Source organism: Leifsonia sp. TF02-11, assembly GCF_017565305.1.
Lineage (GTDB): Bacteria > Actinomycetota > Actinomycetes > Actinomycetales > Microbacteriaceae > Leifsonia.
Genome location: NZ_JAGEKP010000012.1, coordinates 38,443 through 60,442, shown reverse-complemented (window position 1 = coordinate 60,442; position 22,000 = coordinate 38,443). Strand labels below are relative to the sequence as shown.

22 protein-coding genes and 1 tRNA gene are annotated in these 22,000 nt (G+C 69.2%); 10 read left to right on the top strand and 13 right to left on the bottom strand.

Annotation, left to right across the window (positions count from 1 at the left end; genetic code table 11):
- The first annotated feature begins 4 nt into the window (after nt 1-4).
- From JNB50_RS15575 to JNB50_RS15560, 4 genes are read left to right on the top strand one after another with little or no spacing between them, the layout of a single operon-like run.
- Nucleotides 5-1,171: a Gfo/Idh/MocA family protein gene (locus tag JNB50_RS15575; protein ID WP_208041098.1), complete on the top strand. Its 1,167-nt coding sequence runs from the start codon at nt 5-7 to the stop codon at nt 1,169-1,171.
- Complete coding sequence (locus JNB50_RS15570) at nt 1,168-1,905, top strand: ThuA domain-containing protein (protein ID WP_208041097.1); 738 nt, start codon at nt 1,168-1,170, stop codon at nt 1,903-1,905. The genes JNB50_RS15575 and JNB50_RS15570 overlap by 4 nt, the downstream gene beginning before the upstream one ends.
- Nucleotides 1,906-1,948: 43 nt before the next feature.
- Nucleotides 1,949-2,989, top strand: a complete 1,041-nt coding sequence (locus JNB50_RS15565) for a Gfo/Idh/MocA family protein (RefSeq protein WP_208041096.1) — start codon at nt 1,949-1,951, stop codon at nt 2,987-2,989.
- 35 nt (nt 2,990-3,024) lie between these two features.
- On the top strand, nt 3,025-3,810 hold the full coding sequence (locus JNB50_RS15560) for a YqaJ viral recombinase family protein (protein ID WP_208041095.1): 786 nt from the start codon (nt 3,025-3,027) through the stop codon (nt 3,808-3,810).
- On the opposite strand, the gene JNB50_RS15555 is transcribed toward JNB50_RS15560, so the two are convergent.
- From JNB50_RS15555 to JNB50_RS15510, 10 genes are all read right to left on the bottom strand, one after another.
- The gene (locus tag JNB50_RS15555; RefSeq protein ID WP_307794745.1) at nt 3,807-4,505 is read right to left on the bottom strand and encodes a DUF998 domain-containing protein; all 699 of its coding nucleotides are present in this window, start codon (nt 4,503-4,505) and stop codon (nt 3,807-3,809) included. The genes JNB50_RS15560 and JNB50_RS15555 overlap by 4 nt on opposite strands.
- A gap of 75 nt (nt 4,506-4,580) precedes the next feature.
- Nucleotides 4,581-5,117 (bottom strand): N-acetyltransferase, encoded by a 537-nt coding sequence (locus JNB50_RS15550; RefSeq protein WP_208041094.1) that lies wholly within the window; start codon nt 5,115-5,117, stop codon nt 4,581-4,583.
- Nucleotides 5,118-5,199: 82 nt separating this feature from the next.
- Nucleotides 5,200-7,197, bottom strand: a complete 1,998-nt coding sequence (locus JNB50_RS15545; protein WP_243768538.1) for a protease pro-enzyme activation domain-containing protein — start codon at nt 7,195-7,197, stop codon at nt 5,200-5,202.
- A gap of 213 nt (nt 7,198-7,410) precedes the next feature.
- Nucleotides 7,411-8,100 carry a 50S ribosomal protein L1 gene (rplA, locus tag JNB50_RS15540; RefSeq protein ID WP_179607980.1) on the bottom strand — a complete coding sequence of 230 codons (690 nt, stop codon included), beginning with the start codon at nt 8,098-8,100 and terminating at the stop codon, nt 7,411-7,413.
- A 79-nt stretch (nt 8,101-8,179) separates the two neighbouring features.
- Nucleotides 8,180-8,611: a 50S ribosomal protein L11 gene (gene rplK / locus JNB50_RS15535; protein WP_011185322.1), complete on the bottom strand. Its 432-nt coding sequence runs from the start codon at nt 8,609-8,611 to the stop codon at nt 8,180-8,182.
- A 122-nt stretch (nt 8,612-8,733) separates the two neighbouring features.
- On the bottom strand, nt 8,734-9,654 hold the full coding sequence (gene nusG / locus JNB50_RS15530) for a transcription termination/antitermination protein NusG (protein ID WP_208041093.1): 921 nt from the start codon (nt 9,652-9,654) through the stop codon (nt 8,734-8,736).
- 54 nt (nt 9,655-9,708) lie between these two features.
- Nucleotides 9,709-9,981: a preprotein translocase subunit SecE gene (gene secE / locus JNB50_RS15525; RefSeq protein ID WP_208041092.1), complete on the bottom strand. Its 273-nt coding sequence runs from the start codon at nt 9,979-9,981 to the stop codon at nt 9,709-9,711.
- Nucleotides 9,982-10,023: 42 nt separating this feature from the next.
- Nucleotides 10,024-10,096 (bottom strand) — tRNA-Trp (locus tag JNB50_RS15520).
- A gap of 144 nt (nt 10,097-10,240) precedes the next feature.
- The gene (locus JNB50_RS15515; protein ID WP_208041091.1) at nt 10,241-10,909 is read right to left on the bottom strand and encodes a response regulator transcription factor; all 669 of its coding nucleotides are present in this window, start codon (nt 10,907-10,909) and stop codon (nt 10,241-10,243) included.
- Nucleotides 10,910-10,913: 4 nt separating this feature from the next.
- Entirely contained in the window at nt 10,914-12,116 is a 1,203-nt protein-coding gene (locus JNB50_RS15510; protein ID WP_208041090.1) for an ATP-binding protein, read from the bottom strand.
- A gap of 115 nt (nt 12,117-12,231) precedes the next feature.
- On the opposite strand from JNB50_RS15510, the gene JNB50_RS15505 reads away from it, so the two are divergent.
- The 3 genes from JNB50_RS15505 to JNB50_RS15495 all read left to right on the top strand — a co-directional run bounded on the left by JNB50_RS15505 (nt 12,232) and on the right by JNB50_RS15495 (nt 15,496).
- On the top strand, nt 12,232-13,869 hold the full coding sequence (locus tag JNB50_RS15505) for a PspC domain-containing protein (protein ID WP_208041089.1): 1,638 nt from the start codon (nt 12,232-12,234) through the stop codon (nt 13,867-13,869).
- A 17-nt stretch (nt 13,870-13,886) separates the two neighbouring features.
- On the top strand, nt 13,887-14,354 hold the full coding sequence (locus tag JNB50_RS15500; RefSeq protein WP_208041088.1) for a US12 family protein: 468 nt from the start codon (nt 13,887-13,889) through the stop codon (nt 14,352-14,354).
- 164 nt (nt 14,355-14,518) lie between these two features.
- Nucleotides 14,519-15,496, top strand: a complete 978-nt coding sequence (locus JNB50_RS15495; protein WP_307794744.1) for a nucleotidyltransferase family protein — start codon at nt 14,519-14,521, stop codon at nt 15,494-15,496.
- A 43-nt stretch (nt 15,497-15,539) separates the two neighbouring features.
- On the opposite strand, the gene JNB50_RS15490 is transcribed toward JNB50_RS15495, so the two are convergent.
- Genes JNB50_RS15490 through JNB50_RS15480 form a run of 3 tightly spaced genes read right to left on the bottom strand, consistent with a single transcriptional unit; the run spans nt 15,540 to nt 18,591 of the window.
- Nucleotides 15,540-16,952, bottom strand: a complete 1,413-nt coding sequence (locus tag JNB50_RS15490; RefSeq protein ID WP_208041086.1) for a sugar transferase — start codon at nt 16,950-16,952, stop codon at nt 15,540-15,542.
- Complete coding sequence (locus JNB50_RS15485; RefSeq protein WP_208041085.1) at nt 16,952-18,025, bottom strand: LCP family protein; 1,074 nt, start codon at nt 18,023-18,025, stop codon at nt 16,952-16,954. The genes JNB50_RS15490 and JNB50_RS15485 overlap by 1 nt, the downstream gene beginning before the upstream one ends.
- A complete protein-coding gene (locus JNB50_RS15480) occupies nt 18,022-18,591 on the bottom strand; it encodes a low molecular weight phosphatase family protein (RefSeq protein WP_208041084.1) in 570 nt (189 codons plus the stop codon). The genes JNB50_RS15485 and JNB50_RS15480 overlap by 4 nt, the downstream gene beginning before the upstream one ends.
- A 260-nt stretch (nt 18,592-18,851) precedes the next feature.
- On the opposite strand from JNB50_RS15480, the gene JNB50_RS15475 reads away from it, so the two are divergent.
- Genes JNB50_RS15475 through JNB50_RS15465 form a run of 3 tightly spaced genes read left to right on the top strand, consistent with a single transcriptional unit; the run spans nt 18,852 to nt 21,954 of the window.
- Entirely contained in the window at nt 18,852-19,970 is a 1,119-nt protein-coding gene (locus tag JNB50_RS15475; RefSeq protein WP_208041083.1) for a hypothetical protein, read from the top strand.
- Nucleotides 19,967-20,401 carry a PqqD family protein gene (locus tag JNB50_RS15470; RefSeq protein WP_208041082.1) on the top strand — a complete coding sequence of 145 codons (435 nt, stop codon included), beginning with the start codon at nt 19,967-19,969 and terminating at the stop codon, nt 20,399-20,401. The genes JNB50_RS15475 and JNB50_RS15470 overlap by 4 nt, the downstream gene beginning before the upstream one ends.
- Nucleotides 20,398-21,954 (top strand): polysaccharide biosynthesis tyrosine autokinase, encoded by a 1,557-nt coding sequence (locus tag JNB50_RS15465; RefSeq protein ID WP_208041081.1) that lies wholly within the window; start codon nt 20,398-20,400, stop codon nt 21,952-21,954. Before JNB50_RS15470 ends, JNB50_RS15465 begins: the two co-directional genes overlap by 4 nt.
- Nucleotides 21,955-22,000 lie beyond the last annotated feature (46 nt).

Here is a 22,000-nt window from a genome sequence, read left to right as displayed (position 1 = left end):
AGCAGTGACCACCGAATCCAAGACCCTCCGCGCCGGAGTCGTCGGCCTCGGCTGGGCCGGCCAGCAGCACATGGACGCCTACGCAACGCTCCCCGGCGTCGAGCTCGTCGCGATCGCCGGCATGGAGGACGGCCCGCGCGCCGAGCTCGGCGAGAAGTACGGCGTCGACCGCAGGTACACCGACTGGCGCGACCTGGTCGCCGACGGCGACCTCGACGTCGTCAGCGTCGCCGTCCCGACCTTCCTGCACGCTCCCATCACCGTCGGCGCGCTGGAGGCAGGCATCCACGTGCTGAGCGAGAAGCCCATCGCCCGCACCGCGGCAGAGGCGCAGACGATGGTCGACGCCGCCCACCGTTCCGGCCGCGTGCTGGAGGTCGCCTTCAACCACCGCCGCCGCGGCGACATCGAGGCGCTCAAGGCGGCCATCGACGCAGGCCAGATCGGACGGCCGTACCACGCGAGGGCGATCTGGCTGCGCCGCGCGGGCATCCCCGCGCTCGGCAGCTGGTTCACCAACCGCGAGATGGCGGGAGGCGGCCCGCTGATCGACATCGGCGTGCACGTGCTCGACTACGCCCTGCACCTCTTCGGCGAGCCGAGCGTCACGGCGGTCTCTGCCGTCACCCACGCCGAGCTCGGCGTTCGCGGGCGCGGCGGCGCGAAGAGCGACAAGCAGCACGTCGGCTCCGCGTACGAGGTCGAAGACCTGGCCAGCATGCTCCTGCGGCTGGAGGGCGGCGGCTCGATCGTGCTCGAGACCAGCTGGGCGGCCTATCGGCCGGCGGGCGACGAGTTCGGCATCACGCTGTACGGCACCGAGGGCGGCGCCGACCTCCGGGTCGTCGACTACGCGCCCGCCGGCGAGCTGACGATCTTCACCGGCGAGGGCGAGGAGGTGGAGGACATCGCGGTGACCGCCGATGCCGGCCGCGGCCACCTCGCGGTCGTGGAGACCTTCCTCGAGCACGTCGCCGACGAGGCGAACTGGGCGCACTGGGACGGCTCCCTGGCGCTCGACCGCGCGCGCGTCATCGACGCGGCCTACGAGTCCGCGCGCCGCGGCGCCGAAGTGCGGCTGAGCCCGGCCACCAGCGGCCTCGACGACGCGGAAGCGGACACCGCGAACACCGCGACCACCGACAGCAGCACCGAGACCACAGAGGCATGACCATGACCGCACTGCGCGTGACCGTGTGGAACGAAGGCGTCCACGAGACCACCCAGCCCGAGATCGCCGCGATCTACCCCGACGGCATCCACGGGGCCATCGCCGCGGGCCTCTCCGAGCTGCTCGGCGACGAGGTCGCCGTACGCACGGCGACCCTCGCCGACCCGGAGCACGGGCTCACCGAGGAGGCGCTCGCCGAGACGGACGTGCTGCTCTGGTGGGGCCACATCGCCCACGACCAGGTCTCCGACGAGGTCGTCGAGCGCGTCCGCCGGCACGTCCTCGGCGGGATGGGCCTGATCGTGCTCCACTCGGGCCACTTCTCCAAGATCTTCATCCGGATGCTCGGCACCACGTGCTCGCTGCGCTGGCGCAATCCGGAGGGCGGCGAGCGGGAGCTGGTCTGGAACGTGAACCCGACGCACCCGATCGCCCAGGGCGTGGATCAGCCGATCGTGATCGACGCGCAGGAGATGTACGGAGAGTTCTTCGACATCCCCACCCCGGACGACCTGGTCTTCATCAGCTCGTTCACCGGCGGCGAGGTGTTCCGCTCCGGGGTGACGTTCACGCGCGGCCGCGGCAAGATCTTCTACTTCTCGCCCGGCGACCAGGAGTACCCGGTCTACTTCCACCCGCAGGTGCGGCGGGTGCTCGCCAACGGCGTGCGCTGGGCTGCGCCCGTCGCCGGCGTGCGGTCGGCACCGGAGGTCTCCAACCCGCAGCCCGTCTGACCGGACGGCGGGAGCGGGGTGGGAGACGGTGCAGACTGGACGCATGGTCGACCTCCTCACCGCCCTCCCCGCTCCCCGCCACACCGACCCGGCGGACGCGCCGCCCCTCCGCTGGGGCGTGATCGGGCCCGGCGTCATCGCCGGTGATTTCACGCGCGCGCTGCACGCCCACACCCGGCAGCGGATGGTCGCCTGCGGCTCGCGCTCGGCCGAGCGGGCTGCCGCGTTCGCCGCCACGCACGGAGTCGACAGGGCGCACGCGTCCTACGAAGCGCTCGTGGGCGACCCGCAGGTGGATGTCGTCTATGTCGCCACCCCGCACAGCGAGCACCTCGAGCACGCCCTCCTGGCCATCCGGGCGGGCAAGCACGTCCTCATCGAGAAGCCCATGGCGGCTGACGCCGAGCAGGCCGGGCAGATCGCGGCAGCGGCGCGGGAGGCCGGCGTCTTCGCCATGGAGGCGATGTGGACGCGCTACCTGCCGCAGACCGACATCGCGCGGCAGCTGCTGGCCGACGGCGCCCTCGGCGAGGTGCGCGTCGTCACGGCCGACTTCGGAGGTCGGGCGACGTTCGATGCGACCGGCCGGCTCTGGGATCCGGCTCTCGCGGGCGGCGCCCTCCTCGACCTCGGCGTGTACGTGGTGTCGTGGGCCTCGTTCGCCCTCGGCGCGCGCGTCGGGATCATCGCGACGGGCACCCTCGCGCCGACCGGCGTGGACGAGCAGGCCGCGCTGGTGCTGTCCTCGGCGACCGGCGGCCAGGCCCTCCTCAGCACCGGCCTGCGGGCGGGGACGCCGTCGCTCGCGACCATCGCCGGGTCCGACGCGCGGATCGAGACCGACAGCCCGTTCTGGGCGGCGAGCGGTCTCCGCGTCCAGCGGGCGGACGGGGTCGTCGTGCACTGGACGGATCCATACAACCGGCCCTACCGCCAGGGGATGTCGTACGAAGCCGCCGCGCTCGCCCGCTACGTCGCGGAGGGCCGCACCGAGTCGCCGCTGCACTCGCTCGATGAAGCGGTCTCCACGCTGGCGACCATCGACGAGGCCCGCCGCCAGCTCGGCGCCGTAGGCGTGGGCTGACGGCGCACGTCGGTCGCGCGAGGCAGAATGGAGTGGTGTTCGACCGCTCCGCCGCCTCCACCGCCCCAGACCAGTCCAGGCGCGACGGCGACCGGCGCGAACTCGACCGGCGCGAGCTCTACCGGCCCGGCGTGCTGGCAAACCTCGGCCCGCACACCTCCGCACCCGCGCCGCGGCCGGTCGTCCCGGCCGTGCCGGGCGCCGAGGGCCACCTCGCCCGTGTCGTGGCGTCGTCGAGCGATCGGGTCAGCTGGCTCCGGGCGCGCAGCCGCGGGATCACCGCGACCGATGTCGCCAAGCTCTCCACCCGGCAGTCGCTGCAGGCGGCCGTCACCGAGAAGCTGAACGGCTCGGGATTCTCCGGCAACGTCTTCACGCAGCACGGTCGCGTCCGCGAACCGGAGATCGCGGCCTGGGTCGCGGCGACGCACGGCATCCAGCCGTCCGACCTGCTCTTCCACGCCGAACGCGATCGCCGCCACCTGGCGACGCCCGACGGGCTGACGGTCCGCGAGGGCGGCCGGATCGAGCTCGCCGAGATCAAGACCACCAACAAGCCGTTCAACAGCATCCCGCGGCACTATCTGCGCCAGATCTGGTGGCAGCAGTACGTGCTCGGAGCGGAGCGCACGCTCTTCGTGTGGGAGCAGCACGACCGGTTCGTCCCCGTGCACGAGGAGCCCCAGTGCCACTGGGTCGACCGCGACGACCGCGAGATCGCCCGCCTGGTCACCCTGGCCGGCGACCTGATCGAGCTGCTGCGCCAGGCGACAGCGCCGAGGGCGACTCCCGCTGACGCGGCGCAGGCCGCCGCGAGCTAGCCGATCTCGACCGGAACCGGCACCCGTGCCAGCGCCAGGGAGTAGACCGCGATCCACGAGACCGCCACGGTCGTCCCGATCAGCTCCAGCCAGGCGCCGACATCCGTCGCGACGTGGACGAGTGCCAACAGGCCGCCCACGATCGTAATGGCCGCCACCGCGATGCAGCTGATCAGCGAGAAACGCGCGACCCGCGGCAGTCGGGATGCGAACGCCACCTGGAGCATTGCGAAGCAGGCCGCAGCGAACCCGAGCACGGCGGACACCGTGTGCACGAGATCCTGGATCGTCGACCTCGGGTCCACGAGGGGAACAGGACAGTAGGACGTGCAGGTCACCTGGGACGCGAGCACGAAGCACACCGCGGCGAAACCGAGGCTGGCGGCGGGCGCCCACCGGTCGAGCAGCCGGTGCGACGAACGTACGTGGCCGCTCGCGAGGGCGACGGCGAATCCACCGGCGGCGATGAGCAGGAGAGCGATGGCGAACGGTCCAGCGGTCGGAGCTCCGACGGCGCCGAGCTCGCTCACGTACACCGGATAGGGAACGGTCAGACGCGCGGCCCAGATGATCGTCAGGCCGCTCAGGACACAGACGGTCCCCACTGCGAGCAACACGGGCACGGCACGCTGCCAACCGCCGGCCAACAGGGGCTGGGCGAACGGCTGGCGAACGATACGCAGCAGTCGTCGCACGGTCGCTCCTCGAATGGATCGGGTCGAGGGATTCTAACCGGCCCCACCCTGCGAAGGCCCTGGGATACGCCGCGATCAGCCGAGCGCACGCTCCATCACCCAGTCATGCTCCAGGCGGTCACCGACCCGGAAGCGCTTGGCCCCGACCTGCACGAAACCGTGCTTGCCGTAGAACCGCTGCGCGCGTGCATTCTCTTCGTTGACGCCGAGCCACACTCCCGCGGCGCCGGCATCGGCCGCTGCGGCCAGGCTGGCCTCCATCAGCCCCCCGGCCACGCCCTCCCCGTGATGGCCCGGCATCACGTAGCACTTGCTCAGTTCGGCCGTGGGGCGCACCGTCACGGCGGCCCGCACGTCGTCGTCGCCCGGCTCGCCCAGATTGACGAGCGTGTAGCCGATGATCTCCCCCGCGTCGTCCTCCGCGACGAACAGGCGCCGCTGGAGGTCGGCGGCGTACTCCGCGAACCGCTGCGCCGAGAGCACCGCCGCGATGAACGACGCCTTGGCCTCCTCGGTCGTGTGCGGCGGGCACGCCAAGGGAAACGTCACGGCCGCGACCTCCGCCAGAGCGTCGGCGTCGGCGTCGGTCGCAGGGCGGATCGTGAAGGTCATCCCGTCAGCGTAGCGGGGCCGGCCGCCTCCACGCGGAGACGGCCGGCCCTGTGCTGCACTGTTGTCAGTGCCTGCCCTGGTGCTAATGCCTGCCCTGGGCCACCAGGTTCAGGAGGGTGAACGAGACTCCGCCGAGTCCCGTCACGTCGTCGTAGCCCACCGCGGTCTTCAGCGACGAGTCCCGATCGAGCGTGATGAAATACGTGTTCCCGCTCCGCGCGCTGGTGTACACCAGCGCCTTCGGCGGGTTCGGCGGCACCACGTCGCGGAAGGCGCTGGGCAGCACGCGCTTCACCGCGTAGAGGGTCGGGTTCGCGAACCCGATCGTCCGCCCGGTCGCCTGCTGCACGATGGCGATCTGCGCCGCCACGATCGGCGTGGCCAGCGACGTTCCGCCGTACGTCTCGTTGACGTAGCCGCCGGTCGCCAGGGTGGTGTCGTCGACGATCGGGCTGAGCCCGATCTGGAACCCGGTGTACGGGTCGGCCAGAGCGGCGACGTCCGGAGAGACCCGGTAGCCCTTGCTCAGCGCCTGCGGCACGATCCCACGCTGGTAGTCCGGCGCAGGGAAGACCGCGCTGACACCGCCTCCCGCTCCCCCGGCGAACAGCGATCCCGGCAGCGGCTCGGCGTACGCGAGCGTTCCGTCGGGGTTCTTCACGATCTTGTCGAGCTGGTCGCCCCAACCGGTCTCCCAGGCGTTGCGACCGTTCTTGTCGATGCCGAGGCTCGTGCCGCCGACCGAGGTGACCCACGGCGAGGAGCCGGGGAAGTCCGGCGACGGGTAGCCGAGGTTCTCGACCTCGTCACCGTTGTCGCCGCTCGAGAAGTACAGCCCGATGCCTTCGCCTGCCGCCTGCAGCTGGATGTTGACCTCGCCCTGGATCACATCGGCCGGAACCGCCTCGCCGATGTTGCCGTAGCTGTTGCTCACGATGTTGGCCAGCTTGTTGTCGAGGATCTTCGACATCGCGATGTCCAGGCCGCCGCTGCAGTCGGTGCCGCCCACGTACAGGATGCGGGCCCCCGGCGCGATGGAGTGCACCGACTCCACGTCGAGGGTCTGCTCGCTCTGCCAGCCGCTCGGGTACTGGCACGCGGCCTGGTCCGTGAACTCACTGGGGCTCGGTACCAGCTGCTGGTAGCTGGAGTTGGTGAGCGGCGGCTCGCCGTTCTGTGCCGCGAGGCTGTTCGCATCCTTGACGATGGTCGGGCTCGCGTAGGCGTCGATGATCGCGACCGTCTGCCCACTGCCGTTGACACCGCGCTTCGTGAGGTCGGTCAGACCGTAGGCGCTGCGCATCTGCTGCGGCGTGTAGCCGCAATTGTAGGTGCCGTAGGTGGTCTGCCCGTTGTAGGCGGCCGGCACCGTCACGGTGTTCTCACCGTCGTAGTGCGAGCACGGCGTGGTGATGACGGGCGCTGCGGCCGCCGACTTCCGCTGCATCTGCGGAGTCGCCGAAGCCGGGACGTCGCCCTGCTTGATCGAGTCGGGTCGGGTCATGGTGCGCGACTGCTCGACGCTGATCGCGGACACCTTGGCGCCGAGCGCTGCGGGAACCGAGGGAGCGCTCGACGGCGCCACGAGTTCGTGGCCGGCGACCTTGTAGGAGTGCAGCGAGGTGCCGAACACCGAGCCGAGCTGCTGGGGCGTGCCGCGGAACACCACGTACTGGCGGCTCGCCGGCTCACCCTGGATGGTCAGACCCGCCGTTGTGAGGAACGACAGCACCGCGTCGTAGTCGGCCTGCGTCGGCGAGAAGCGCGCGATCCACTGCTGCGGGCTCAGCGCTCTGCGATACCCGGACAGGGACGGGTTGGAGACCTGCTTCGCCAGGGTCTCCGCGCCCTTCTGGTCGCGGAGGGGGAGGTAGATCTCACCCTGCACTGTCGTGTCGGCTGGAGCCGCTCCCGCATCGTTCTGGGCGGTGGCCCACGAGGGGACGGAATTGGCGAAGGGCACCCGGTCGGCGGCGTTCGCCGCGGATGCCCCTGCCAACGACAACGCCACCACGGCAGACGTGGTGGCGATGATTCCGATCGCCCTCTTGTGGAGGGCGGAGGTGGTGCGAGGTGTCATCAAACATTCCTTCGCTCGGACGGACTCGACTGTGAGCCGACGCGCGGTGCGCGACAGGGCGAACATAGCCCCGGCGTTCTACCTCCGCAAGATGGGGTAGACAGGTCTGCCGAAGTCGTTGCCCCTGTGCAACGTTCTTTCGACTCGCCGAGGCGACGAAAACGGGCCGGTCACCGCGTGAGCGGTGGCCGGCCCGTCGGGAGTGCGATGCACTCAGATGGCGTTGACGTCCAGCGGGATGCCCGGGCCGAACGTGGTCGACACGGCGCCCTTCTGGATGTAGCGGCCCTTCGCGGCGGACGGCTTGAGGCGCACGACCTCGTCGAGGGCCGCCTTGATGTTCTCGTCGAGCTGCTCGGCGGTGAAGCCGGCCTTGCCGACGACGAAGTGCACGTTCGCGTGCTTGTCGACGCGGAACTCGATCTTTCCGCCCTTGATGTCGGACACGGCCTTCGCCACGTCCGGGGTGACCGTGCCGGTCTTCGGGTTCGGCATCAGACCGCGCGGGCCGAGCACCTTGCCGAGACGGCCGACCTGGCCCATGAGCTCCGGGGTGGAGACGGCCGAGTCGAAGTCGGTGTAACCGCCGGCGACCTTCTCGATCAGGTCGGTGCCGCCGACCTCGTCGGCGCCCGCGGCGATGGCGGCCTCAGCAGCCGGGCCGGTCGCGAACACGATGACGCGCGCGGTCTTGCCGGTACCGTGAGGAAGGATGACGGTACCGCGGACCATCTGGTCCGCCTTGCGCGGGTCCACACCGAGCTTCAGCGCGACCTCGACGGTCGAGTTGAACTTGGCGGAACCGGTCTCCTTCGCGAGGGTGACCGCCTCGGTCGGGGTGTAGAACTTGCCGGCCTCGATCTTGTCGGCCGCGGCCCGGTAGGCCTTGGACTTCTGTGCCATGAGATTTCTCCTAACGAGAATGTGGTGCGAGCCTGGCCGGCTCTGCCACGGTGATGTCTGGATGACGTGGGGGTCGGGCTTACGCCTCGACCGTGATGCCCATCGAACGGGCGGTGCCTGCGATGATCTTCGACGCCGCGTCGATGTCGTTGGCGTTGAGGTCGACCATCTTCTGCTCGGCGATGGCGCGCACCTGCTCCTGGGTCAGCTTGCCGACCTTGGTGGTGTGCGGGACGCCGGAGCCCTTGGCGACGCCGGCCGCCTTCTTGATCAGCTCGGCCGCGGGCGGGGTCTTCAGGACGAACGTGAACGAGCGGTCCTCGTACACGGTGATCTCGACCGGGATGACGTTGCCGCGCTGCGACTCGGTGGCCGCGTTGTACGCCTTGCAGAACTCCATGATGTTCACGCCGTGCTGACCCAGGGCCGGGCCGATGGGCGGGGCCGGGTTGGCAGCGCCGGCGTTGATCTGAAGCTTGATCAGACCGGTGACCTTCTTCTTCGGTGCCATGTCTCTTCCTTCTTTGTGTATTCGAGCCCGTGGGCGTCACGCCCGCGCGGCTCTCCCGGTTTCTCGGCCCTTCCGAGACCCGGTGGTTCGTAAAACAGTGGGGAGGCTCTGAATGTTTCCCGTCAGAGCTTCGTGACCTGGTCGAAGCTGAGCTCGACCGGGGTCTCGCGCTCGAAGAGGGACACCAGCACGGTGAGCTTGCCGCTCTCCGGCTTGATCTCGCTGATCGAGCCAGGCAGGCCCGCGAACGAGCCCTCCTTGATGGTGATGGTCTCGCCGATCTCGAAGTCGACCTCTGCGGGGATGACGCGCGCGGCGGCCTTCTGGCCCTTGGCGGCGCCCTTGGCCGGAACCTGGTCGACCTGCACGAGGCTCTTGAGCATCGAGAAGGCCTCCTCGAAGCGGAGCGGCGTGGGGTTGTGCGCGTTGCCGACGAAGCCGGTGACGCCCGGCGTGTGGCGGACGACCGACCAGCTGTCCTCGTTGAGGTCCATGCGCACCAGCACGTAGCCGGGGATGCGCACGCGGTTGACCATCTTGCGCTGGCCGTTCTTGATCTCGACCACGTCTTCCATGGGGACCTGCACCTCGAAGATGAAGTCCTCCATGTTCATCGAGACCATGCGGTTCTCGATGTTCGACTTCACGCGGCGCTCGAAGCCGGCGTAGGAGTGGATGACATACCACTTGCCGAACTTGGCCCGCAGCTCGGCGCGGAACTCCTCGTAGGGGTCGGCCGCGACCTCGTCCTCGTCTTCGACGGCCTCCTGGGCGGCCTCGGCCTCTTCGGCCGAGTCGACCTCGAGGGCCTCGTCGACGGCGCGGTCGGCCTCGGGGTCGACCGCCTCGGCCATCGCGTCGAGCACGGCGTCGAGGTCGATCTCGGTGCCGTCGTCGGCGACGATGTGCAGCGCCTCGTGCTCCGCGGGGTCGGACGACTCCTCGTCGCGCTCCAGGACGTTGCCCGTCTGCGCCTCGTCGTCTTCGGACGACTGCTCGGCAGCGGTCGCCCAGTCCACGTCGTCGCGGTTCGTCTCAGACACTGAATTCATTCCATTTCTGTCGGTATGGCCGTGCGGCCGGTCGGCTGCCGGGGTCTACTTCGGATGCCCGAAGACCCACACCACGCCGAGACCGAACACCCAGTCGAGCAGGGACACGATCGCCATCATGATCACCACGAAGACGAGCACGACGCCGGTGTAGCTCAAGAGCTCCTTGCGCGTCGGCGTGACGACCTTCTTGAGTTCGCCGATGACCTGCCGGATGAACAGGGCGATCCGCGCGAAGGGGTTGCGCTTGGCCGCGCGCTCCTTCTTGGCGTTGGCGACGATTTCCTCGCTCGGCTCGTCGATTACCTTTCGGGCCACCTCGTTACACCTTTCGTGGACCGGCATCGGAATGCCGGTTTGCAGGGCGGACAGGAATCGAACCTGCAACCTGCGGTTTTGGAGACCGCTGCTCTGCCAATTGAGCTACCGCCCTAGGGATTGTGAACCGCGAAACCCTCCTGGCATCGCGAAAATAGGCGCAGAAAAGCTTGGCAGATTCAACCACCGCACCCAAGTGTACGGGACACCCGACCCCCTCGCAAAAACGCGCCGGGGGCCGCGCGTCGCCGGCGTCGGGCTACAGCAGCTTGCGCTCGAGCGCCCAGGCGGTGAGCTCGTGACGCGACGAGAGCTGGAGCTTGCGGAGCACGGCGGAGACGTGGGTCTCCACCGTCTTGACCGAGATGAACAGCTCGGCGGCGACCTCCTTGTACGCGTAGCCGCGCGCGATCAGGCGCATGACCTCCCGCTCGCGCGCCGAGAGGCGGTCGAGCTCGTCGGTGGTCTCGGCCTGTTCGCCCGCCGTCGCGCCGAACGCGTCGAGCACGAAGCCGGCGAGCTTCGGCGAGAAGACCGCGTCACCGCCCGCCACGGCGACGACGGCGTCGCTGACCTGCCGCCCCGAGCTGCCCTTGGTCAGGTACCCGCGGGCGCCCGCGCGGATGACGCCGACGACGTCCTCCGCCGCATCGGACACGCTCAGCGCGAGGAACCGGGTCCCCGCGCTCTCGGCGACGGCGCGGCGGAGCACCTCCGCACCGCCTCCCCCTGCGCCGCCGGGCAGGTGCACGTCGAGAAGCACCACCTCCGGCCGGGTGCGGAGGATCGCCTCCACCGCCCCGTCGACGTCCTGCACCTCCGCGACCACGTGCAGGCGGTCGTCGAGGTCTGCCCGGAGTCCGGAACGGAAGATCGAATGGTCGTCCACGATCACCACGGTGATCGGGCGCGGCGTCTCGTCGGTCATGTGCTCATTCTCGCTCGCCCGGCAGGTCGACCGTGAGGTGGATCTCCGTGCCGGTGCCGCGCGAGGTCACCGTCGCACCGCCCCCCGCCCGTCGCATCCGCCCGATGATCGACTCGCGCACGCCCAGGCGGCCCTCCGGCAGCGCATCGATGTCGAAGCCGGGGCCGCGATCGCGGACGAAGACGTCGACGGACCCGCCGCCCGACTCGATGTACACCGACACGTCGCCCCCCGCGTGCCGCGCGGCGTTCAGCATCGCCTCGCGGGCCGCGGCCGCCAGCTCGGCCGGCGCGCGGCGCACGGGCTCGCCAGCGCTCACCACGTCGAAGTGCACGGCGTGGTCGACCTCCAGCGCCGCAGCCACGGAGCGCAGCTCCATGGCGAGGTCCTCTGCGTCGGGAACGGCGCCCTCCGCAGCCTCGGCGTAAAGCCAGTCGCGCAGCTCGCGCTCCTGCGCGCGGGCGATCCTGCCGACCTCGCTGGACGCCCCTGCCCGGTTCTGGATCAGCGCGAGCGTCTGCAGGACCGAGTCGTGCAGGTGCGCCGCCATCTCGGCCCTCTGTTCCTCCCGCACCCGCGCCGTCCGCTCGGCGATCAGCTCCGTCCAGAGCCGCAGGGCCCACGGCCCGACCATCACGGCCGCGCCCGCGAAGGTCGCGCCGATGATCGCGAGCCACAGCAGACCGGACGAGCGACCCGCCTGCAGCCCGCTCAGCACCAGCGCGAGCGCGACGAGGAACCCGCCGGACGCGAGGCGGAACCCGGCAGGCGAGAGGGACGACGGCTTCGCACTCTCGTCGTCGACGAGCTGGTCCCACAGCACGGCGGCGACCAGCAGGGCGATCGACCCGACGACCGCCCCGACCGCCGCCTCAGGGTCGCCCGCCGCCACCAGGACGATCGCGGCCAGCCCGGAGACCGCCCCGCCCACCGCGAGCACCCAGGGAACGTTCACCCGTCGTCTGACCCGCTCGTCCGAGCTCCCGGGGGCCGGGTCGCGCAGCGGGGTCAGCGCCCATAGCCACAGATAGAAGAGCACGCCGGCGCCACCGAGGAGCGCGGTGCCGACGAGGATCCAGCGCACGGCCGTCACCGGCCAACCGAGATGGTCGGCGAGCGCGACGCTCACCCCGCCGACCACGCAGTCGCGCGGCCGCGTCAAAGGCGTGCGCGCCGCGCGCTCGCCGGGCAGGGGTGCGGAAGCCATACCTGGAATCCAAGCAGACGGGACAGCCGCCGGACAGCCGAGCGTGGAGGAATCAGGGTCCGCTCAGGGTGACCCCGGATAGCGGGAGGTGCGCCGTGCGCGCCACGATCGAGTCATGGTGAACGACGGCACGACCCCTCCCCCTCCCGGCGCGACGCCCCCGGGCGCGACTTCTCCGGGTGCGACTCCTCCCGGTCAGACGCAGACTCCGCCCGGCCCGTACGGCGGCCCGCAGAGCGGCTTCTCCGGCCGCGGGACCCGCTTCTTCGACTGGATGCGCGGCCTCGGCGTCACGCGCACCGACGGGTGGATCGGCGGCGTCTGCGCGGGCATCGCGTACCGGATCGGCATCGACCCGCTGATCGTCCGCGGAATCGTCGTCGTCGCCGCACTGCTCGGCGCCCCTGTCGTCCTGCTCTACGCGATCGCCTGGGCCCTGCTGCCCGACCGCGACGGCCGGATCCACCTGCAGCGGCTGTTCGACGGCGAGTTCGAGGCCCCGATCGTCGCCATCGGGGTGCTGATCGTGCTGTCGCTCCTACCGTGGTCCAACGGGATCTGGTGGTTCGGCGGTCCGTTCGGTCACGATCCCGGCTGGTTCGACGTCGTGAGCCGCATCTTCTGGACCCTCATCGTGCTCGGCGCTGCAGCAGCGCTCATCGTCATCGCCGTCCGCAACGCCGACCGGCGATCGGGTGGGACCGCCACTGCGTCGGCTTCGTCCGCCGCAGCGCCGCCCACCACGAACGCGCCAGGAGCCGGGACTGCGTCGCTGGCGGCCGATCCTGCGGCGACCGAGCCGGCCTCGCCCGTGTCGCCCGCGGCTCCGGTGTCATCCGCACCGTCGGTTCCCGCTGCGCCGGCCGTCGCGATCGGCTCCGAGCCGTCGGCGCCGCCTGCGCCGGCTGCCGGAGCGACGGATCAGGAGGTCGCGGACTGGCGCGCCCGCCAGGCGCAGTGGAAGGCCGAGCACGACCAGTGGAAGCAGCGCCTGGCCGAAGACATGCGTGCCGTGAAGGCGCAGCGCTCCGCCGAGCTGAAGGCGCAGGCGTCGGCCGCCAACGCCGAGGCCGAAGCGCGCAGGGCGTACTACCGCGCAGCCAATCCCCGGGTCGGAGCGGCGATCGGATGGCTCGCCGTCGGGCTGGCGCTGGTCGCGGCCTCCCTCACCGGCGCACTCTGGGGCGCACTGACCGGCCTGCCCGGTTACGCGCTCACCGCCTCGTTGGCCGCCGCGACGCTCGTCTTCGGGGTGACGGTCCTCATCGCCGGTATCGCCCGCCGCCGGAGCGGATTCCTGATCTTCCTCGGCATCCTCCTGGCGACGCTCACCGTGGTCGCCGCACTGCTGCCGACCTCGCCACGCGTACGACTGGACGCCGGCTTCACCGCCGGAAGCTCGCTATCCGCAACTCCAACGGGCAGTGCGAACTACCTCCAGGCTGTCGGTGACACCACGATCGACCTCACCAAGGCCGTGACCGCCGAAGGGGTCCCCGCCGTGAACCTCGCCAAAGGCGCCGGACCGACCACCGTGATCGTTCCCGAGAGTGCAACGGTGCGGGTCGAGGCGTCGGTGGCGTCGGGGCTCACGGTCACCGACGCGTCGGGTCAAGAACACGCACACCACTGCGACCCCGGGTTCTTCGGAGGATGCACGATCGACGTCCTCGTCGGTCCGGGCAGGAGTCCGCAGGTCGTCGTCCACATCGCCCAGGTGGACGGCGTCGTCGTCGAACGAGTCGAGAAGTGAAAGAGAGCGAGAGAACCATGACCCCGAATGCCGAAGGACCGACTCCGGAGTCGGACGACACCCTGCGACTTCCCGACCGGGAAACTGCGACGGAACCGGCCGAGTCGACGACTGAGGAGGTGACCGGGGCGGAGACCGCGGCCACTTCGCCGCAGGCAGATATCGAGACCTCCTCAGTAGCCGCACCGACCGTCCAGCCGGCTCCACCTCTCCAGGCTCCGGCCCGGCTCGTGCCATCCAGTACGCCGCCGCTGCGCTGGGGCGGGATCATCTGGGGTGCACTGCTGATCGTCGTCGCGGCCGTCACCCTGGCGATCGTGTCGTCACCGACGCGGCTGGCGGGCGTCACTGTGTGGATCGCAGCGCTCACACCCGGAGCCGCGCTCGCCGTGTGGATCGCTGCGCTCGGACTCGTCATCGTGGCCTCGGCCCTGGTCGGTGCGATCAGCACCGCACAGCGCAATCGACGGCGACGTCTCGGCTGACCCGGCTTCCACCGGGCCGCCCGGTCAGCGGGGCGTCTCCGTCGTGTGAGTATGTGGGGGTGGACGCCGCGGCCGTGATGTCAACCACGTTTCCGGCGCCCCCATGGCTGCGGCCACTGCGGCATCGCTGACGACGTCGAACCCGTCGCGAGCGAACGGTGAGCATGACGGAGGTGAGATGGATGATGAACTCGATGGTCGGCGCCGGCAGAGCGGAAGCGCTCGAGCCGGCCGTCCTGCTGGCCGCGGCAGTCGCACTCGTGGCCCGGCGTTCCGGAACTCGGATGCTCGCGTTCAAGGGTCTCGCAGCCGTGGAGTACGGGCTGCGCGACCCACGCCCCAGCGCCGACGTCGATGTCTTCGTCGAACCGGAACGTCTGCACCCCTTCATCGACTCGCTCGCGGAACGCGGATGGCTGCAACGCACTAGCGACCCCGATGTCGCAACGTTCCCGCGCCATAGCATCAGCCTTTTCCATCCGGAGTGGAGCTTGGACATCGACGTCCACTTCCGCTATCCGGGCATTGAGCTCGAGCCGACCGAGTCCTTCGAAAAACTCTGGATGCAGCGGACGACGCTCTGGTGTGGGAGTCAGCCCGTGCAGATCCCCGGTCTCGCCGATTCCATCCTCATCGCCGCCCTGCACTCGCTCCGGGCGCTCTGGATCGGACGCCACGAGCTCGAACTGGAGGCGCTAATCGCCCGTTGCCGTTCCGTGGACGCCGATCAGTTGGTGGTTCGCGCACGGGAGCTGAACGCGCTCGCGACCGCTCGGCCGTTCCTCGAGAGGCTCGGCCCGCCTCGACGTGACATCGATTGGGGAGAACCCTCTGCGGAATGGCGACTGCGCACCCGCGTCTCTGAGCCGATGCACCGGCGCGCGCTCCATTGGAAGCGCGCCACCTGGCGGGAACGGGCGGGCCAGGTGCGCATCGCACTGTTCCCGCCGATCACGACCCTGATCAAGGACACGACGACGACGCACCTGCCTCCGCTTGCGGCGGCGCGCGCCTACCTCCGGCGGTGGCGTCGGGGTCTCGCGTCGGTGCCCGAGGTGCTCCCGATTATCCTTGCGCGGAAATCCGGACGCTCCGGTGATCATGCCGAGCACGTGGACGAGCGTTCGCACGCACGACTCTAAGGCGCTCCCGCCGGTCAGCGCGCGCCTACGGGATTCGTCGGGATCAGTACGCGCCGTTCGGGCGAATCATCACGGCGACCGTCTGGAACATGATGTGGAGGTCTCCTCCGAGCGACCAGTTCTCGACATAGAAGAGGTCGAGTCTCACGCCCTGCTCCCAGGTCAGGTCCGATCTGCCGTTGACCTGCCACAGACCGGTCATACCGGGCTTGACGATCAGCCTCCGGAGACTGTCGCGGTCGTACTCGGCGACCTCGGACGGCAGTGGCGGCCTCGGGCCGACGAGACTCATCTCGCCACGGAGGACGTTCCACAACTGCGGAAACTCGTCGAACGACGTCTTGCGGAGAAAGCGTCCGACGCGGGTGACCCTCGGATCGTCCTTGATCTTGAACAACGGGCCGGAGCCCTCGTTCTGCTCCTGGAGCGCACCCACCTCGTGCTCCGCCCCGATCCTCATCGTGCGCAACTTGTGGATGGCGAACTCCTTGCCGTCTCGTCCGATGCGTGTCTGCTGGAAGAACGCGGGCCCCCGGCTGTCGAGCTTGATGGCGATCGCGCAGGCCATGATGAGCGGAGCCGCCACGAGGAGTCCGACGGAGCTCAGGACGAGATCGAAAGCCCGCTTGCCGCGCCGCCTGGTCATCGAGCGGTCCGCCGGCTCGACTTCGATGATCGGCAACCGTTCGATCGGATGGAACTCTGCGCGCGGGGCGGCGAGTTCCGGCACGTCGACCGAGAGCCACACCACCGCCCCGGACCCTTCGACGTCCCAGATCAGTTGCCGGACATTCGTCTGTGCCCGTTCCTCGGTCAGGACGATCACATCGACGTCGTTCTCTGCGATGAGGTCGAGGAGGAGGTCGGTGCGCCCGACCGTCTCGATGGGGGCTGTCGCCACGAGACTCACGCCGACGGGCGATGCCGACTCGCTGAAAACCTTGGCGAGGTCGGCCGCACGCTTCTGCGTACCGATCACCAATGCTCGACGCACGTACTTTCCTCGGGCACGGTGCGCTCCGATCCAGATGCGACAGACGATGCGAACGGTCAGCAGGCTCGCCAGGCCGATCGGCAGCGCGCCGGCCAAGTATGCGCGCGAGAGATCGACTTCGAAGAGCAGCGCGATCACCGCCAGCAGTGCGATCACGAGGACAGTCGCTTTGATCGGCGGCAGCAACGACGGCCCGTCGCGGCGTTTCGGCCACGTCACCCATCCCCCGAAAGCGGCGACCGAGATGAGCCAGGTCGCCGCCAGAATCGTCGAGACGACCCAGTAGGTCGTCTGGAAGCCGCCGAAACTGACCCTCCCCTCCCAGTTGCCGAATCGAAGCAGGTGGGCGACGCTGACCGCCAGCGCGATGACGACAGCGTCGGTAATGGCGAGGGAGATCGCAGATCTCTCGCGCTTGGTCAGCGCACGATCACGTGTGCCGGACTGCACAGGAGCGACCATCAGCGTTCCCCCGATCCGAGCTTGCCGCTACGGAAGGTGGTGGCGAGGTCGTCGTGCGCGAGCGCCGTTCGAACCAGCTCGAGCCGCGCTTCATCGACCAGGACGATCGATTGTCCGTCCGGCGATGTACCGGTACCCGCGGTCGGCAGGGTCCAGGTGTCGATGCCCGATGCGCTGAGCCCGCGGGATCTGAGGGCGAGACCTGCGACCGCCGAGGATGTGAGCCCGCCATCAGCGACGATGTATCGCGCGAGCGTCCCGACAGCCGACTGGAGCTTCAGCGGATTCGTGAGCGTGCCCGTATCGATGAAGCCGAGGACGAGGGCGCGGATGAACGCCTGTTGATTGCGAACACGCTGATAGTCGGCCTCGCCGAACGAGTAGCGCTCACGGACGAACGCGAGCGCCGAGGTGCCCTCGAGGCGGTTGAACCCCTTGGTGAAGGTGTAGCCGGGCATGTTCTTTGATTCGAACGCCCTGTCCGACCAGACCTCCACCCCGCCGAGCGCGGTGGAGATCGAGCCGAACCCCCCGAAGTCGACGACCATGACGTGATCGATGCGCGCCTTCAACAGGGACTCGACGGACTGCACGGCCAGGGGCACACCTCCCCAGCTGAACGCGGCGTTGAGCTTCGCCGAGCCGTGGCCGGGCACGGGCACCCACAGGTCGCGCATCAACGACACGACCGTGATGCCTGAGCCGTCCGCCGGCACATTGACGAGCATCAACGTGTCAGATCGTTCACCGGTGCGTTTGCCGGAGAGCACGTCGTTGAGACCGGACCGGGAGTCGGAGCCGATGAGGAGGAAATTCGTCGCGCCATTCACAGCGGGCGGACGTGTGGCATCCGCCGGGAAGGGGTTCGTGATGCGTCGCACCCCGTTGTCGAACGTTCCTCCCAGCCACACCAGATACCCGCCGACGAGAGCCACCGGGAGTACGAGGACGACGATCACGGCGGTCACCCAGATCCAGAGTGCGCGACGTCGACGACGCTTGCGCTTGCGGCGGTCGGATCGGCTTGCCGAGGCTGACTCGAAGACCGCCTCGAGCTCCTCGAGGTCGCTCACCGACGGACCCCGGACCCGGCCAACATGTCCATCACGGGCACCAGGCGCGAAGCCATCTCTGCGAATGCCGCATCCGATTTGCCGTAAGGGTCCTCGACATCGTCATCGGTCGTCGGTCGGAGGCGCCCTGTCCGGCGAAGCGCAACGGCCGACGCGAGAAGCTCTCGCCAGCGCGCAGAGCCGGTCGCCGTCACGGGAGCCCCCGCCTCTGCGACAGCTCTGCCGAACTCCAGTGTGGAGAAGATCCGCGCGAATGCCGACGGCTCGAGCGTCGCAGCGCGTTCACAATGCTCAGCCGTCATCCCGAGGACCAGGTCGGCTCCGCGCAGCATCTGCTCATCGAGCTGCCTGGCGACGAAACCGTCGGGGTCGCCCCCGTTCGCGCGCACCAGTGGTCGAGTCTGCGACGACATCCCTCTCCCGACCACCGCCCGCGTTCCGGCGCTACGCACCACGACCCCGCCGCCCGTGGCGGCGATGCGGCTCACGAGAATCCGCTCGGCCATCGCGGACCTGCAGATGTTGCCCGTGCAGACGAAGAGGACGGAGAACGTTGGAGTGGACACGGGAACCTTCCTCGGGCTCGGCGCAACGACAGGGACGGAGCGAGGAACACAGTGTCGCGCGGCGCGTCCGGCTCCACTGTCGTCTGGTACCGCAATGTCCCGGCTGCGACGGGCAGTTTCACCTTCGATATCCACCCGCCCCCGGGCCTCGACGTAGGGGGGTCACCTGGAAGCCCGCTCCCTTGCGGACGATCCGGTCGAGCGCGCCCTGTTGCGGGTCCGCCGATACTGAGGTGGTTCGTTTTGGAGGGAGTTGCGCGATGCGTGCCGATCAGATCCACCCGGCTCGACCGCAGACCCTGGTGGTGCACGCCCTCGGACGCCGTGTACGCGTGTGCGCCCGGGGACCGGGTGCCGCCGAGTTCTGCTCGCATTTCTCGACCGCGTGGCGCCAACTACTCCTCATCGACGCCGACCCGGACGTCGACGACGAGGTCTCGCTCGTCGTTCCGGACCGGACCGAGCAGACCATATCCGAGCTCATGGCAGTGGCCGAATCGCAGATAACCCTGAAGGCCATCCAAGGGAACGTCGGCACAGGCGTGCTTCTGCACGCCGCCGCCCTCACCGGCGAGTCGGGTGGGGCGACCCTGCTGGTGGGGCCGTCCGGTGCGGGGAAGACGACCGCCGCACAGTATTTCGGGCGTCATCACGGGTACCTCACCGACGAGATCGCCCTGGTGAGGAGCACTGGGACGGTGTCCCCCTACCCGAAGCCGTTGTCCGTCGCCGGCCCGCTGGCCACCGCGAAGACGCAGCGTTCACCGAACGACCTGGACCTCGCGACACCGCCCGCGGGCGAACCGGCGCTCGAGCGCATCATCCTTCTCGACCGGCGCCCCGATGCGGGCGAACACGCGCGAGTCAGCCGATTGGATTTGACCGACGGCATCTTCGCCCTCGTGCCACAGATCTCCTCGCTCACAGCCACTCCCCGACCGCTCGTCACTCTCGCCCGGCTCATCGCCCGCGTCGGAGGCGTGGAGCAGCTCACGTATCGGTCGATCGACGACCTCGACCCGTACGGCGCTCTCCCGACGAGCTCTCCGTTCGACAGCGACGAACTGGCCTTCTCCGTGCCGGCCGAATCTCCGACGCATTCGACACCGCGGATCGATGACGGCCGGGGCCTGGTGCGCACGCGGCCACACGACGCGATCGAAACACGTGACGCGCTGATCCTCGCGATCCGCGATTCGGTGACGGCCCTATCCGGAGTCTCGCGGTCGATCTGGCTCGCCTGCGAACGTCCGCGATCGTCGGCCGAGGTTCTGGATGCCGTACGAAGGGAGCACGGGCCCTTCCCACAAGACAGCGAGATCACCGCATCCCACGCGGACCAGCTCGTCCAACACGGCGTCCTGCGGTGGCTGTCGTGACGTCCGACGATCAGACGCCCACGGTCTCGTCCATAGGTGACATGGCGGATGAAATGATCCGTACCGCCCTGCGGCGCCGCCGGCACGCGAAGAATCCGGACGCCGTATGGGTGGAAGGGGCCACCGGCCGGTGTGCAGTGGCCGACATTTCCGACTTCCGCCAGTTCCAACTCGTGGGACCGTCTGCCGAGGTGTGGAACCGCATCGACGGATTCGCGTCCGACGATGAAGTGGTGCGGGCGGTGCTCGCGTGCTACCCGGGACACCCCGCCACCGCATACGCCGAGTGCGGCGCTTTCATCGAGACGATGACCGACCTCGGTTTGCTCGTCCATCAGCCCGGCAGCGACCGCGGCGAACCCGACGACATGGACCGTCGCCCTCGCGAAGGTCTCGTCGCGCAGCCAGCCCAGGAGGGAACCGTCACATGAGCACTCAGGTCGAGGCCGCCGAAACGCGATCCAGAACACGCGACCTCCGCGACTTCATCTCGATGCTCCGGAGGTACTGGGTCGGAGAACTCCTCATCCTCTTGGCCACCATCGCCGTCGTGGCCGTCTTCACAGCGCTACAGCCGCGTGTGTACAGCGCGACCGCCTCAGGCCTGACGCAGGCCGCGTCCGGCGAAAGCCTGTCCATGGCGCTCGCGGGCGACACGCTCGCGAAATCGCGGGCCGAGACCTATGTCCGCATCGCCACCTCCGATGCAGTCGCGAAACGCGCCGCCACGGCTCTCGGAGCCAAGGGGACAGGCGGATTGCTCGGTAGCATTCGTGCGAACCTGCCCTCCGGAACCGCGGTCATCGAGATCACCGCCAGCGCAAACAGCCCCGACGAAGCCGCCAAGCTCGCAAACGTGTGGGTACAGGCTCTGGCCGACCAGGTGAAGGAGCTCGAGGCGCCCAAGGACGGCATCAACGACGCTGCGCTCTCATTCGCGCCGCTGGCAGCGGCTCGTGCGCCCTATCTCCCCTCGTCGCCGAATCTTCAGTCCGCCTTCATGCTCGCGCTGGCTGCAGGCCTTGCGCTGGCGTTCGTCTACGGTCTGCTCCGCAACCACTTCGACAGGAAGGTTCGATCCGTCGCTCAGATCGAGGCTCTCATCGACGCCCCCGTCATCGGGATCGTCCCCTCGAGCGACCTGTTCGGCGAACGATTGCGAGTCGTCGATCAGCCGGAGAGCGACACCCGCCAGCTCTTTGCGATCACCGAGGCCCTTCGCGAGCTGCGGACGAACCTCAGCTACGTGAACGTGGACAGGCCGCCCCGCGTGATCGTGATCACCAGTTCGATCCCGGGTGAAGGGAAGTCGACGCTCGCCTCGAATCTCGCGGACGCCATCGCTGCCGCCAGCTCGAACGTCGTTCTCATCGACTGCGACCTTCGGAGGCCGACCCAGTCCGGGATCTACTCACTGCGCGGAGGTGTCGGATTGACCGATGTGCTCAGTGGACGACTTTCGATCAACGACGCCATGCAGGCGCCGGGCAATGACCCGCATCTGCGCGTCCTGGGATCCGGGCGCATCCCACCCAACCCGAGCGAGCTACTCGGCTCCCGCACCATGAAGGAGCTCGTCGAAGCGCTCGCCGAAGTCGCCACCGTGATTCTCGACGCGCCGCCCGTACTCTCGGTGACGGACGCCGCCGTTCTGAGCACGATCGCCGACGGGGTCGTCTTGACGGTTGCTGCCAAGCAGGTCACTTCGGAGCAGCTCGAGAAGTCGTTCCGCGGGATCGTGCGCGTACGGGGGCGGGTCCTCGGCGCCGTACTCAACAAGGTTCCGTCCAACGGGATCGACGCCTACGACTACGGCTATTACCGTAGCGACTATTACTACACCGCCAAGAGCGACGACGAGAAGCCGACCGCGGCCGAGGCAGCCACGTCGGAAGCGAGTGACTCGACGGCAGGCGAGATGACGGAGGCGCGGGACAGCGCGCGCGGCGAACGTGCCTTGGCTCGGCGTCGCGCTGCTCGCTGACCTCCGGCGGCCCTGGGTGCACGACGCCCCGACGGCGCGTGCCCCC

Coding starts and splice junctions, on each gene's coding strand:
- JNB50_RS15570 (WP_208041097.1), top strand. CDS start 1,168: ATGACCATGACCGCACTGCGCGTGACCGTGTGGAACGAAGGCGTCCAC.
- JNB50_RS15565 (WP_208041096.1), top strand. CDS start 1,949: ATGGTCGACCTCCTCACCGCCCTCCCCGCTCCCCGCCACACCGACCCG.
- JNB50_RS15550 (WP_208041094.1), bottom strand. CDS start 5,117: ATGACCTTCACGATCCGCCCTGCGACCGACGCCGACGCCGACGCTCTG.
- JNB50_RS15545 (WP_243768538.1), bottom strand. CDS start 7,197: ATGACACCTCGCACCACCTCCGCCCTCCACAAGAGGGCGATCGGAATC.
- rplA (WP_179607980.1), bottom strand. CDS start 8,100: ATGGCACAGAAGTCCAAGGCCTACCGGGCCGCGGCCGACAAGATCGAG.
- rplK (WP_011185322.1), bottom strand. CDS start 8,611: ATGGCACCGAAGAAGAAGGTCACCGGTCTGATCAAGCTTCAGATCAAC.
- JNB50_RS15515 (WP_208041091.1), bottom strand. CDS start 10,909: ATGACCGACGAGACGCCGCGCCCGATCACCGTGGTGATCGTGGACGAC.
- JNB50_RS15510 (WP_208041090.1), bottom strand. CDS start 12,116: ATGGCTTCCGCACCCCTGCCCGGCGAGCGCGCGGCGCGCACGCCTTTG.
- JNB50_RS15505 (WP_208041089.1), top strand. CDS start 12,232: ATGGTGAACGACGGCACGACCCCTCCCCCTCCCGGCGCGACGCCCCCG.
- JNB50_RS15500 (WP_208041088.1), top strand. CDS start 13,887: ATGACCCCGAATGCCGAAGGACCGACTCCGGAGTCGGACGACACCCTG.
- JNB50_RS15495 (WP_307794744.1), top strand. CDS start 14,519: ATGACGGAGGTGAGATGGATGATGAACTCGATGGTCGGCGCCGGCAGA.
- JNB50_RS15490 (WP_208041086.1), bottom strand. CDS start 16,952: ATGGTCGCTCCTGTGCAGTCCGGCACACGTGATCGTGCGCTGACCAAG.
- JNB50_RS15475 (WP_208041083.1), top strand. CDS start 18,852: ATGCGTGCCGATCAGATCCACCCGGCTCGACCGCAGACCCTGGTGGTG.
- JNB50_RS15465 (WP_208041081.1), top strand. CDS start 20,398: ATGAGCACTCAGGTCGAGGCCGCCGAAACGCGATCCAGAACACGCGAC.